General features: G+C 43.5%; 10 protein-coding genes. 6 read left to right on the plus strand and 4 right to left on the minus strand.

What is annotated here, in order from left to right; translation table 11 throughout:
- Positions 1-196: 196 nt before the first annotated feature.
- The gene (locus ACRD7P_RS19305; protein WP_430909381.1) at positions 197-1,003 is read right to left on the minus strand and encodes a DUF1853 family protein; all 807 of its coding nucleotides are present in this window, start codon (positions 1,001-1,003) and stop codon (positions 197-199) included.
- A gap of 161 nt (positions 1,004-1,164) precedes the next feature.
- Here ACRD7P_RS19305 and ACRD7P_RS19310 point away from each other — a divergent pair, with 161 nt between their 5' ends.
- The 3 genes from ACRD7P_RS19310 (at position 1,165) to ACRD7P_RS19320 (ending at position 6,672) form a co-directional block, all read left to right on the plus strand.
- Positions 1,165-2,328 (plus strand): vWA domain-containing protein, encoded by a 1,164-nt coding sequence (locus ACRD7P_RS19310; protein ID WP_430909382.1) that lies wholly within the window; start codon positions 1,165-1,167, stop codon positions 2,326-2,328.
- A gap of 128 nt (positions 2,329-2,456) precedes the next feature.
- Entirely contained in the window at positions 2,457-3,920 is a 1,464-nt protein-coding gene (locus ACRD7P_RS19315) for a magnesium chelatase (RefSeq protein ID WP_430909384.1), read from the plus strand.
- A gap of 94 nt (positions 3,921-4,014) precedes the next feature.
- Positions 4,015-6,672: a T9SS type A sorting domain-containing protein gene (locus ACRD7P_RS19320; RefSeq protein ID WP_430909385.1), complete on the plus strand. Its 2,658-nt coding sequence runs from the start codon at positions 4,015-4,017 to the stop codon at positions 6,670-6,672.
- A 255-nt stretch (positions 6,673-6,927) separates the two neighbouring features.
- Here ACRD7P_RS19320 and ACRD7P_RS19325 read toward each other — a convergent pair whose 3' ends face one another.
- The 3 genes from ACRD7P_RS19325 to ACRD7P_RS19335 form a co-directional block, all read right to left on the minus strand.
- Positions 6,928-8,424: an ATP-binding protein gene (locus ACRD7P_RS19325; RefSeq protein ID WP_430909386.1), complete on the minus strand. Its 1,497-nt coding sequence runs from the start codon at positions 8,422-8,424 to the stop codon at positions 6,928-6,930.
- Positions 8,421-9,119: a response regulator gene (locus ACRD7P_RS19330; RefSeq protein WP_430909387.1), complete on the minus strand. Its 699-nt coding sequence runs from the start codon at positions 9,117-9,119 to the stop codon at positions 8,421-8,423. The genes ACRD7P_RS19325 and ACRD7P_RS19330 overlap by 4 nt, the downstream gene beginning before the upstream one ends.
- 400 nt (positions 9,120-9,519) lie before the next feature.
- Positions 9,520-10,002, minus strand: coding sequence for a hypothetical protein (locus tag ACRD7P_RS19335; protein ID WP_430909388.1), 483 nt, complete (start codon positions 10,000-10,002; stop codon positions 9,520-9,522).
- A 540-nt stretch (positions 10,003-10,542) separates the two neighbouring features.
- Here ACRD7P_RS19335 and truA point away from each other — a divergent pair.
- From truA to ACRD7P_RS19350, 3 genes are all read left to right on the plus strand, one after another.
- Positions 10,543-11,322, plus strand: coding sequence for a tRNA pseudouridine(38-40) synthase TruA (gene truA / locus ACRD7P_RS19340; protein ID WP_430909389.1), 780 nt, complete (start codon positions 10,543-10,545; stop codon positions 11,320-11,322).
- Positions 11,323-11,465: 143 nt separating this feature from the next.
- Entirely contained in the window at positions 11,466-12,341 is an 876-nt protein-coding gene (locus tag ACRD7P_RS19345; RefSeq protein ID WP_430909390.1) for an alpha/beta hydrolase, read from the plus strand.
- Complete coding sequence (locus ACRD7P_RS19350; protein WP_430909391.1) at positions 12,328-13,125, plus strand: alpha/beta hydrolase; 798 nt, start codon at positions 12,328-12,330, stop codon at positions 13,123-13,125. The genes ACRD7P_RS19345 and ACRD7P_RS19350 overlap by 14 nt, the downstream gene beginning before the upstream one ends.
- Positions 13,126-13,167 lie beyond the last annotated feature (42 nt).

The raw sequence follows: 13,167 nt of genomic DNA on the forward strand, positions 1-13,167 counted from the left end.
ACAATATTTTTGCTGCTTTAATAGCATACAGCTTCAAGGATAAAAAACCCTCCCTGAAAAATAACTTCGTGGATACCTAACAACTGTATTTGAACATATAGTTATATCGAACTCACGTTAAGTAATAAGTAATTGTGGATTTGAACTTGAATTTGAACTTGAATTTGACTTTGAGTTTGAACTTGTCACTTAACAACTACCACCATACCACAAAACACTTTTCAATAGTATCGTCTTCTTTTTTGATCCAAATGAGGGGCGCGTTTTCTTTGAGCATTCGTAATTGCAGTTCCATTAACAATTCAAAATGGGAAATCCAAGGTACTGCCATATGGGGCACTATGGGCCATTCTGTTTTAAAGGGGATATAGAACAGACATTGTTTGAACGGAATACCGTTAATTGTATCAAAATGGAGCCAATACCCAACAATACAGGCTTTGTTCAAAGGTCTAATGGATGTTTTTGGAGCGTTGTAGGGGTAAAAGAGTTGTGCTTTAAAACACGCCTGATGTATGATACTTTTCACATCGATATCACGTGCCCGGAGCGCCGCGACACCTTCTTCGCTGTGCAATATGGGAAACTGTTCGTTTTTTATTTTTTCCATCTTGGTAAAGAACATATCCCTTCTATTAGGCCCCATGAGGCGGTGTATCGGTTCCGAAATATCGGGGTCGATAATGTAAAATTTATACGTAAGTTCCACATGCAGCAGTTTTTCCGTTTTTAAGTCGCGAAGGATAAAATCGATTTCACCAAGTGTTCTTTTTTCATTTTTAATGGGGAGGTTGTGAAGAATAATAGCGTATGATGGATCATGTTCCAACAACTGTTGAAACACATATTCCATTTGGTGGCCCAAACGCCTGTTGGTCGGTATCGGTTTTAGACGAAAGGTGTCGGTGGCTATTGTTGGGAATTCAAATTGCCGAATGCCGAACTGCTCTTTGGTCCAAAGGGGAGGTGTACTTAAAAAACCATAACTCTTTTTATCCATCATCTGGGATTTCATTGGTGTCTCAAAAATACGCGAATTGGACTCTTGTCCTAGCCGTGCCTTACGGGCAAACAAGACTACGATAATAGCTTCAAAAAAGGGTAGAAGCGTTAACTTTTCCTAAAAATAAGGCCTTTCCAAAGGAAATGTGTTAATTTTATAAGATGGCTATGAATACAAGAAAAGGCTTTCGTTTTTCTCCATATGAGGCACCCGAACAGTCCCCATTTGACAAACTTTTTGAAATTTTTCAGGAATTGATCACCCATACCTCCGGTGATTTTGATGAGGCTATCGACTGGTTGCGCGAACTGGACAAAGAATACGAGCTTACCGATGAGAATTATACCATTGAAGACTTTATTGAGGATTTAAAGGCAAAGGGCTACATCCGCGAGGAGTTTGAGGATGGTGGTGGTAAAATGGGCGAAGAAGGCGAAGAAGGTGATGAGGGCAGCAGCAAGGGTAATATCTCCATTACAGCAAAAATGGAACGCATTATTCGCCAGCGTGCCTTGGACCAGATTTTTGGGAAACTAAAACGCAGTGGCGCGGGCAACCATAAAACCGGTAAATCAGGACAAGGGGACGAGCATACGGGCGATTTTAGGGAATACCGATATGGTGACGGTCTGGAACACATTTCGATGACCGAAAGCCTTAAAAACGCACAAGTAAACCATGGTATTGGAAGTTTTTCGCTGAGCGAGGAAGACCTTGTGGTGGAAGATACCCAGTATAAGGCACAAATGAGCACGGTGTTGATGATCGATATCAGCCACAGTATGATCCTTTACGGGGAAGACCGTATTACCCCTGCCAAAAAAGTGGCGATGGCCCTTGCGGAACTGATTACCACGCGATACCCAAAAGACACCCTTGATATTTTAGTGTTCGGAAACGATGCGTGGCCCATCCCGATAAAGGACCTTCCTTACTTAAAGGTAGGGCCATACCATACCAATACGGTAGCCGGTCTGCAATTGGCCATGGATATGCTCCGGAGAAAACGAAATACCAATAAGCAAATATTCATGATCACCGATGGGAAACCCAGTTGTTTGCGTATGCCGGATGGTACCTATTACAAAAACAGTGTGGGTCTTGACGACTTTATTGTGGAAAAATGCTACAATATGGCCCGGCAAGCCCGAAAATTGCACGTACCCATAACCACCTTCATGATTGCCCAAGACCCTTATTTGATGCAGTTCATCCGTCATTTTACGGAAGCCAATAAGGGCAAGGCGTTTTTTACCGGTTTAAAAGGGCTGGGTGAAATGATTTTTGAGGATTATGAGAGCAATAGAAGAAAAAGGTTAAAGTAAACCGTCTTCGAATCAAAAAATAAACTGAATATAACTAACTAGAGGGAGATCCCGTCAGACAGAAAAAACCACTTTGGCGTTTATAGTTTTGTTGACGTTTTCTCCAAACTCTTTTAAAAAATAAAAAATTGAACCATACGAAAATCGCCACCTTGGGCGAATTAAAGAAAACAGGATACCGAACAAAAGGCATTAAGGACGAATTAAGGGATAATTTACGCGATAAAATAAAAAATGGGGAAGATACCTTTACCGGAGTCTGGGGCTATGAAGATTCCGTAATTCCAGAATTGGAGCGTGCCATATTATCACGGCATAATATCAATCTCTTGGGGTTACGAGGTCAGGCAAAAACCCGATTGGCGCGACTTATGGTCACCTTGTTGGATGAATGGATACCTATTGTAAAAGGCTCGGAAATCAATGACGACCCGCTTCGTCCAATGTCCCGTTTTGCTTTGGAACTGATTGCTGAAAAGGGCGACGATACCCCAATAAGCTGGTTGCATAGAGAGGACCGTTTTTTTGAAAAATTGGCAACACCGGACGTAACCGTAGCCGATTTGATCGGGGATGTGGACCCCATTAAAGCGGCAAACCTCAAGCTCTCCTATGCCGATGATCGCGTAATTCACTTTGGAATGATACCAAGGGCCAACCGTTGCATTTTTGTAATCAACGAGTTGCCCGATCTACAGGCACGGATACAGGTATCGCTATTTAATATTTTACAGGAAGGCGACATACAGATCAGGGGATTCAAATTGCGTTTGCCCTTGGACCTTCAGTTTGTGTTTACGGCAAACCCGGAGGATTACACCAATAGGGGAAGTATCGTTACCCCTTTGAAGGATCGTATCGGATCTCAGATTCTGACACATTATCCCGAAGATATTAAAACCGCTAGGAAAATCACCGAGCAAGAAGCCATTCTAGATGAACGCCAAACTAGCGCGGTATATGTGCCCGATATCGCCAAGGACCTTTTGGAGCAAATCAGTTTTGAGGCAAGAAATAGCGAGTATGTGGATGCAAAAAGTGGCGTGAGCGCCCGAACGAGCATTACCGCTTTCGAAAATTTGCTGAGTACGGCAGAACGACGCGCCTTGCAGACCGGGGCGGAACACACCATGGTTCGTTTGAGCGATTTTTTGGGTGTGATCCCAGCGATAACCGGTAAAATCGAGTTGGTCTATGAAGGCGAGCAGGAAGGGGCCGATGGGGTAGCGGCCATTTTGATCGATGATGCCGTGAAATCGATGTTTCCCTTGTATTTCCCGAAAATTGAAAAACTCGAACGCAAAGATGCCGAAACACCCTATGACGAATTGCTGCATTGGTTCTTTCAAGGACAAGGGTTCGAGTTGTTGGACGATTTCACCGATGAGGAATACCAGCGGGCCTTGGACGGCATTCCAGAGTTGAACCAATTGTTAAAAACACATCAACCCGATTGGCCCGAAAAAGACGCTTATTTTTTAAAGGAATTGGTGCTTTGGGGACTGGTCGCCCACAAGAAATTGAGCAAGAACCGTTTTGCGGAAGGCTATCAATTTAAAGACCTTTACGGAAGCTTTATCAGTGGCCTCTGATCTGAATACCTTTCTTTCGTCGTAAATACGGGTGAGACGACCAAAAAATGCAATAGCAGTTGCCTTTTTTCGTTTCTCCAAAAAACGATACGACATGAATGCCCAAAAGCTGCTCTTGACGCTGTTGTTAACGTTGGCTTATTTTAGCGGTCGATCCCAACGGATAACCTTGCCTATAGAGGTGTTAAGCGCAACTACCGCTGTAAAACAAGTGCAATTACCGATTCGCCTTCCCGAAACCGGGGCGTTACTCCTACAAATTCACGGGTTAAAATTTGAAGGCCAGGCAAGTATCAAGATCAATAATAGTCCTTGGTCGGAATTGATGGATGAGGCCATTGTTTATCCCGACGACCAATACGGTGGACAGGGTGGCGGTTATCATACACTGCGCTTTAAGATTGGTTTGGAGAGCTTTGGAACATTTGATAAAAATCGGGGAACCCAAACAATAGGTTTTCGATATAATGGTACCGATGGGAACACCATCGGTTTTCGCGTTCTTGGGGTCAATATTCAAAACCCAAGTGGTACCCCGTTATTAGGGGAAAACGACTTTGTTTCGGTCGATCCTGGCAGCTGGCGACCACCTGTTGCCGGTCAGGCCGCTATTACAGCGGGCAAGGAGCTTTGGGAAACGGCAACTATAGTGGATCGTCCGGGAGGAAATGCGATCAAGGCCAAATGTGCCAGTTGCCATGCAACCAATGGGGCCGACTTGGAATATTTCGCCTATTCGAATACGTCCATTATCGAACGTTCCCAATTCCATGAACTTACCGAGGAAGAGGGTAAAATGATCGCCAGTTACATACGGAGCCTCGGAGCGTCCGAAAATATCGAACGGCTCGGTAGGCCTTACAACCCCCCTTATCAACCAGGGAAATCCCTTGAGGATAAATCAGTAAGGTACTGGGCGGCCGGGGCGGGCATTGAAGCGGTAGCGGACGATGAAGCCGAAACGATACGGGCCATGTTCCCAAACGGAACAGGTACGAAAGAAATTCAAAAAGTAGTTGACCACAATAAGCAATTGGATATTACCAAGATACCGCTGGCCATTCAGTTCCCCGATTGGAACGAGTGGTTGCCAAAAGTACACCCTATCGATATTTGGAAAGGAAGTTATTTTGAAAGCTCTGAGGCTTACAGCCGTTATGAGGCACTACTGCAGAACATGCGGAACAACTCGGAAGCAGTGCTTTTCGATAAGGACTTCGATAAGAACATTCGCGGTTTTCAGGAAGACTTTAGGACGTTTATAGCGGAGGGGCGCACGGATGACAGGGGAAGTGCATGGCGTGCTCAGGGCAGTACGGCTATCGGCCAGATCAAGGCAAAGTATTTGAACAATAATAGTCCTGAATTTGCAAAAGAACAATTGGCAAAATGGCTGGCGCTTCGGTACTGGGAAATGATCAAGCTAAACCGGTTGGAAGACCGGGCGGTGGAAATTCGACCCGGTTCGGAAGCCTGGCAATGGCCTATGAGCGCTCAGGCGGTACATCAGGTGGCACCACATATTGTCGCCGATAACCAGAATAATTTTGAGGGTCAGAATCCTTTGGTGGGGGATTATAGATCTACCGTATGGTACCAACTGCAACTTACCTTGAACAGCGGGGAAGGTTTAGATCTGGACAAAACGTATATTGTGCACCCTGTAGATTGGCCCTATCAGATGCGGCACTTGTGGGAAGCTGCCGAACGAACGCCCGACAAACGTTGGGAAGGGGCAAGAACATTTTTGTCGTTGATAAAAATGTATCAGTCCCAAAGCAATACCAATGGAACCTCTTCCAAAGGATGGATCATGCGTTTTGTACATCCAAAATTTTTGATGCGACAGCCGAAAGGTGAAAAGACGACCCATGAAAGTGTAAATTTTTATGAGCCTGGCTTGAGTGGCAAGCTACAAAATGCGCTTTTGTTGGAATGGCTAAAAGTGGTGGCGGAATTTGAGGAAGGGGATTGGAGTCGGCAGGTACCGGCAGATGTTTCTGAAGTTTCCAAATGGGCCAAAATCGAACCGATCGATGCGGTACCGACTACTAATATTCCGAGGTTCAATACCAATCAATTGTATTCGGTTGCTGTAATGGAGCATATGAACACCCTATATCGCTTATTACCGATAATGGAGGACACCGAGGGTATTTCATGTGCCACGGTAAAACAGATGGCCGTTTGGGCGCAATCGATTTGGCCGGAAGGCGATTGGGTGGAACGGCTTAAAGAAAAAAATTGTACCGATGAGGATAGCGCTATAGCGGAACCCGTCCTTCAATTCGTTCTGAACGTTGTTGGGGGTACGGGAAGCGGCAGTTACCCTTTGGGAACAGAGGTCGTAATTACCGCGGATGAAATGGAAGGTTTTCGGTTCTACCAATGGACCACTACGGACAATACCGTGGCCATAGCGGATATTTTTGCCCCTACGACCACTGTCGTGGTTTCCGATACCGCTGCTCCCATAGAAGCCGTATACGTGCCGGATAACGGTATTTCGGTATCGGTATACCCCAATCCTGCCTCAGAAACGTTATCGATAATTACCGATACGGACCAAAAGGCCGTTAGGACCTTTACGATGTATCAAATGGACGGTAAAATGGTGTCTTCGTTAGTAGAGCCGCCAGGGTCGAATAATGCAGAAAGGACCATTTCTGTGGAGGGACTCCCACCAGGTATTTATATTTTAAGGATCAATACCGGACTGGAAAATCTATTTGAAAAGGTTATTGTTGAATGACCCCGTTCGCGCTTTGCAATATGACGATCCGACGCGTGCTTTTCTTGACGTATTTGCTTAAAATGGTATAAACGTTGTTATCGCTTGGGCAATGGGAAAAACACCGTGACTTTGGTCAATTAAAAAACCATTTCATTGTTTGTCAGCAGTTTTAAGGTTTAGCGGGTATACAAAATTTGCACTCTTCTTCCTGTTTTAAAAGCAAAGCCGGTCCTAACAGAACCGGCTTCCTTCTTCATAGAAATCAATTTCCCATCACACCTGGTAGGCAGGTAAATTGAAAATAAAAGAGCTCCCTTCCTTCGGTTTGCTCAGTACGGTAATGGTAGTGTCGTGCAGGTCCATTATTTTTTTAACGATGGCCAGTCCGAGGCCATATCCTGTTTTTTTCGGATCGTTTTTATCCACTTGTTTGTATCGGTCAAAAATAAAGGGCTGTTCGTTTATTGGTATTCCGGCGCCGGTATCACTAATATTAATTTCCACCTGATTTCCGTTTTGAACGAGTGATAAAGTGACCGTCCCCTTGGGTTCCGTATATTTTATGGCGTTTTCGATCAGGTTTTGTAGCGCCCGTTCCACAAGGCTTACATCCGCAAAAACAACGTGGTTTTCCTGCGGTTTTTCTAAATGTAGTACAATATCTTTTTTACCGGCAAGCACCTTAAATTTTGCGATGAGGTCGTAGGATAGTTCGGTAATGGAAAACGGCTCTTTTATCGGAGTAACCTGCTCCGCCTCAAGTTTTGAATATTCGAACAACTGATTGATCAGTTTGGATAGTTTGTCCACGTTATCATGGGTAATCTGCAAATAGGTCTGCTTCTCTTTTTCGGTTAAGGAATCGCCCTTGATCTGTAAGGTTTCGATATAGCCCTTTAAAATGGCCAGGGGGGTTCTAAGGTCGTGCGAAACATTGGCGATCAGCTCTCTTCTTAGCATATCTACCGATTGTAGTTTGTCCATATTGTCGACAATGGTGTCCGCCATTCCGTTAAAGGACTTCGCAAAAATAGCAATGTCGGATGTTTCCGGTTTTTCGATTCGGGCACTGAGGTCACCATCTTGAAATCTGCGTACGGTCGTGATGATCAATCGTAGGTTTTTGGTAAGGAACCATATGGCCAGCAGGCCTAAAAGAATGGAAAAAACCGTAGTAAGTAGGGTGGCCCCAATACCCAAACGCGCAAAATATTGGCCCCAAAGCGTATCGCTTACCTGCTGGAAGTTTTTACCTGCCAACACAATGTAAACATATCCTTCCCGACCATCTACACTATAGGGTGCCGCGGAAAAAATTTTCTGTTCCCCGGGATTTCTGGGATCGTCACCCCTTACAAAACCTTCGCCCTTCTGGGCAATAAACGATTCGATAGGCGTTAAGGAGACTCGTTTAGCGGGTGCTGTTTCTCCATGGTCCAAAACCACGGAGTAGAGTATTTCCCCTGTTTTGTCCAACAAATAAACCTCTATCCCCCGGTTTACCGCCATCATGTCGTGCATTAAATCTCCGAACAAGGGTTTGTTTACGCTTCCATCATCCAAAAAAGGCGAAGCGCCATCAAATTTTTCCGCGATTACGTGGTGGGCAACATCCGCATTCAGTCGCTGGGTAGTTTCCTCATGGTGCTTTTGGGCAAAGTAGCTTGTTATAAGCATGTAAGAGGTTCCCATCAATATGATGAGCGCAATGAAAGCCATCCATAGCTTTTTCACCAATCTAGGGGTCAGTGTTTTTTCAACGGTGCTCATAGTATACTATCCTCATTAAATTTGTAGCCCACTCCCCAAGTGGTCAAAATATAGGTAGGGTTGGCCATGTCCGACTCAATTTTGGCGCGTAACCGATTGATATGCGAGTTTACGGTATGCTCATAACCCTCAAAGTTATAGCCCCAAATAATGTTCAACAATTCACTTCGGGTATAATTTCGTCCGGGGTTGGAGGCCATCAATACCAACAGTTCAAATTCCTTGGGCGAAAGTTCTATTTTCTGATCTTCAAGAAGCACCTTTCGCTTATCGATATCGATTTCTAGGCCATCTGCATTAATTTTTGAGGAATCGGTTACGGAAACTTCCTTTTGCTCCGACCGTCTTAAAACAGCTTTGATACGGGCCAATAACTCTCGAATACTAAAGGGTTTTGTTATATAATCGTCCGCTCCGATTTCTAGCCCCAGAACCCTATCGATTTCTTCGGATTTGGCAGTGAGCATAATGATCGGCGTATTTTTTTTTGCCCGAACACTTCTGCAAATTTCAACACCGTCCATACTTGGCAGGGTGAGGTCCAATAGGATAAGGTCGTAATCGTTTTTCAAGGCCATTTGAAGTCCTTCCTTACCATCCATTGCCTTTGCGGTATCATAGATCATGTCGGTCAGATGGATTTCCAACAACCTTATGATCTCTGGATCGTCTTCTATAATTAGGATCTGCTTCATGTTTCTTATACGAAAGAAGTTAAAAAGTATCACAAAAGCATCACGGGCCTTAAAAGGATCGAATATGACCGGAAAAACGCCGCTTTACAAAACGCTCTGTAAGTGATTTCATTAATAGCCGTAATTCCCAACAAATCCTTACAATCTTATGGAGTAATCGGTCTATTTGTCAAAGCGATAAGGGTCAGGGAATATCGGAAAAGGCAGAAGATTATACCATTTCTGGTATTACTAATGGAACAGCGGTATTCCCAACGTATACCGGATGCTAATGGATATCCATAAAAGTCGAAGGACAGCCTTCTCGCAACACCAATAAAATAGGATTCCAGGAGAAGGGTTAAGCCAAGGGTATTTTAAAAAATGGGAAAATAGGGCCTACGGAATTACAGCGAACGAACTATTCCCAGGTGTCGATATGCCTGTTGATCTCATCAAAGTTGTAATTGCCTACCAGTACCTTTCGATATTGGAACGCCAAAAGGGTGAGCGCGATAATCAAAATATATGCCGTTAAGACCAATAGCCCTATGGGTATGAACGTACTTGGGATGATGTGGTTCTCAAAATCGTTGGCACTGAATAGAATGGCTATGGTATTGATCAGTTTATAGGCGTAAATCGGTAAAATAACATAGAGGGCATATTCCAAGTTGCGCATTTGGGGGTCGGTAACCTCGCCTTCCTTTATTTTAAACCATAAGACGTATAAAAATGCAAAATGGACCAAGGTAACCAATGGTATCAGGTAGTTGTCGAACTTGAAAAAATAAAACTTGTTCGTATACAATCCATAAAAACTTGATACGACTAGTATCAATAGCGTCAATATAGAAAGTACCAACCCTCGCTTCCACGGAAGGATGTTAAAAATAGACTTCATCGTAAGTAGGTTTCTAGGTCTTGGGCAACCCATTTGTTATTCCTAGAACGAGCGGTAATTTTCTTTATTGGAAAAAATCGATGAAGCGTAAAGAATGTTGAGTAGGCCTTAAAAAGTGTGGTGAAATGCCTGTACGGAACAACATTAAAAACATGGGGGATATCGATTTTCATTAAAAAGGTAGTTTCAATTTTGGTTTGAACACATCAATAAATCATAACTGAAAACAACAAAAAAGGATTGCCACCGAATACTAGGCCTTATAGAATTAAAAATTCCGTGAACCGCACCGTAGCGATTTCCTAAACCTGTTTTAGTTTCCCATGGTTAAAGGATTGGCTTCATTTTGGGATGCCATGTTTGATGTAATGGCCCAATACCTGATGTAAGACATAACTTTAATAGATGTCCCTTATACCTGGGAGCACTGGTTTTCAAAGTTTTGTCGTTACTTTGTTTTGTGACGAAAAATTGTTGGTTTTCGATTACAAAAATACTAAAAAAAGAAATCAATAAGAAATACGTTAATTTTTTGACGAAATGAGCAGGTATCGTTTCTTTTATTTAGTTAAAATTCAATTTTTGGGTTTTCGTTACAGTGGTTGGCAAAAACAGCCCGGTCAAAAAACCTTGGAAGGCATGCTTTCAAAAACCCTGAAATTTGTGCTTCCCGACCAGGAGATCAAAATTTTGGGAGCGAGCCGAACGGACGCCAAGGTCTCCGCATTGGCCTATGTTTTTGAATTGTTCGTAACAGAACCCATAGCGAATTTGACTTCTTTTCAGGAGCTTTTAAACAGCAACCTGCCTTCGGATATTCGGGTAACCCAGATAACGACCGTTGACCGTACGTTTAATATTATACAAAGCCCAAAACTAAAGGAGTACGTATATCTTTTTTCGTTTGGGGAAAAGAACCATCCATTTTGTGCTCCCTTTATGGCCAATATTTTAGTGCCGCTCGATATCGGGGCAATGAAAACGGCGGCCCGTTGTTTCGAGGGCACTCATGATTTTAAGGCATACACCGCGCGCATTCGGCCCGGCACAAAATCCATACGGACCATTACAAAATGCTATTTAGAGCGCAATACGCTTTTTACCGCCAACTTTTTTCCGACACAGAGCTATCTTCTACATATCATATCGGAAGGTTTTATGCGTTATCAGGTACGCATGATCATGGGTGCTTTGATGCAAGTTGGGAAGGGCGAACTGAGTATTGCGGACATTAGGGAATCCCTTAAAAAGGAGTATTCAAAAACGCTGACCTACGTTGCACCGGGATCGGGCCTGCATTTAAAAACACTTAAACTATAATATAGCAAAGATCGTAAAGCGAATAGCTATCTTCCGGATAGGGCAATCGGATTTTTCCGGCTCAAAACGAGTTGGCCCCGGTGTTTTAAAAACCGAGAAACCAGGTTAATACGGTTTTTGTATCTTGTAGCAAACAAACGAGAATGCCGTATTGGGTTTCCATGTTACTTTTGGTTCTATCTGGGTACGTTCTCATCAGCGTAGCGCTCTATTTTTTGCAGGATTGGATCATGTTCAAGCCTGAGAAACTTCCCAGTGATTTCCAATTTCATTATGAAAATCAGGAAATTGAGGAATACAACATCGAAACCAGGGACGGGGCCATAATTAACGGGTTGCGCTTTAAGGCCAAAAATCCAAAGGGCGTTGTCTTCTATTTAAAAGGAAATTCAAAAAGCATTAAAGGTTGGGGGAAATTTGCGGTAGATTTTACCCGGCATCGGTACGATGTGATCATGGTAGACTATCGCGGGTTTGGTAAAAGCACGGGTAGGCGCACCCAAAAGGCTATAAAGCGCGACCTGCAGGTGGTGTATAACAAATTAAAGGAGAATGTTAAGGAGTCCTATATCATTTTGTACGGCAGGTCGTTGGGTTCTGGTTTTGCGACTAAATTGGCCTCGATGAACAACCCCAAAATGCTCATTTTGGATGCCCCGTATTACAGTTTGAGCAAGGTTGCCAAAAAATACATTCCCTTTATGCCATTGTCCCTTTTGATAAAATTTCCGATGCCGACCTATAAATGGTTGAAATATGTAAATTGCCCCGTACATATCATTCATGGGACCGACGATAAACTTATTCCGTACAAAACAAGCGTAAAACTATCCAAAATCAAACCCAAGCTCACCCGTTTGTATACCGTAATCGGTGGTGGGCATAAGAATTTGAATCAGTTTGAGTCCTATCATAAAATGTTAAATGAAATCATGACATCAAAATCGGAGACGGTCGACTTAAAGGGGTCTAGTCATAAGGTAAACCACTCATCCAAAGTGACGCATGAGAAGGCTTAAAAAAATCGGGATCATTCTGGTCGTACTTTATGGGTTGTTGTTGGCATTGACCTATACTTTTCAGGAAAAATTGATTTTTCTTCCCTCAAAAATGCCAAAGAACCACGTTTACGACTTCTGTCAACCTTTTGAAGAGTTCAATTTGACGGCTGAAGACGGAGCAGTATTGAATGCCGTGCACATTAAAAGGGATAGTTCAAAAGGATTGGTGCTTTATTTCCATGGAAACTCGGGCAACGTTTCGCATCTGATCCATGTGGCCAATTTGATCGATCGCAAGGGATACGATGCCATATTGGTAGACTACCGTACCTATGGAAAAAGTACCGGCACGCTGAGCGAAGCGGCCTTGAAGAAAGACGCCCAACGCTTTTATGATTATGCGCTCGCCCGTTACGAAGAAAAGGTGGTGATCCTCTACGGTCGCTCTTTTGGAACTGGAATCGTTGCCGGACTTGCAGCTGATAACACGCCATGGAAAGTTATTTTGGAATCTCCATATTATAGTGCCGTAGCCTTGGGAAAACATCGGTTTCCTATCTTCCCGATCGATTGGCTGTCGCATTATCGGTTTCCTTCCAACGAATACCTTCAAAAGGTCGATTGCCCGGTGTATGTCTTTCATGGTACGGAAGACAGGGTAATTCCTTTCCAACAGGGGAGGGACCTTTTTGAATCCATTCCCGGAGACAATAAGAAGTTCTATACCGTAAATGGGGCCGGACATAATTATTTACAGGATTTTCAAGAGTTTAAAGAAGGTATTGCCGATGCTTTGGATTAAAATGAAAACTGTAGGGGAAGGTAGCCATATGGCAAAACGATG

Origin of the sequence: Maribacter sp. 2-571, from assembly GCF_050589625.1 — a bacterium.
GTDB lineage: Bacteria > Bacteroidota > Bacteroidia > Flavobacteriales > Flavobacteriaceae > Pelagihabitans.

Excerpts from the sequence above, each read along its gene's own strand:
- ACRD7P_RS19305 (WP_430909381.1), bottom strand. The coding sequence starts at position 1,003 with ATGATGGATAAAAAGAGTTATGGTTTTTTAAGTACACCTCCCCTTTGG.
- ACRD7P_RS19310 (WP_430909382.1), top strand. The coding sequence starts at position 1,165 with ATGGCTATGAATACAAGAAAAGGCTTTCGTTTTTCTCCATATGAGGCA.
- ACRD7P_RS19320 (WP_430909385.1), top strand. The coding sequence starts at position 4,015 with ATGAATGCCCAAAAGCTGCTCTTGACGCTGTTGTTAACGTTGGCTTAT.
- ACRD7P_RS19325 (WP_430909386.1), bottom strand. The coding sequence starts at position 8,424 with ATGAGCACCGTTGAAAAAACACTGACCCCTAGATTGGTGAAAAAGCTA.
- ACRD7P_RS19330 (WP_430909387.1), bottom strand. The coding sequence starts at position 9,119 with ATGAAGCAGATCCTAATTATAGAAGACGATCCAGAGATCATAAGGTTG.
- ACRD7P_RS19335 (WP_430909388.1), bottom strand. The coding sequence starts at position 10,002 with ATGAAGTCTATTTTTAACATCCTTCCGTGGAAGCGAGGGTTGGTACTT.
- truA (WP_430909389.1), top strand. The coding sequence starts at position 10,543 with ATGAGCAGGTATCGTTTCTTTTATTTAGTTAAAATTCAATTTTTGGGT.
- ACRD7P_RS19345 (WP_430909390.1), top strand. The coding sequence starts at position 11,466 with ATGCCGTATTGGGTTTCCATGTTACTTTTGGTTCTATCTGGGTACGTT.
- ACRD7P_RS19350 (WP_430909391.1), top strand. The coding sequence starts at position 12,328 with ATGAGAAGGCTTAAAAAAATCGGGATCATTCTGGTCGTACTTTATGGG.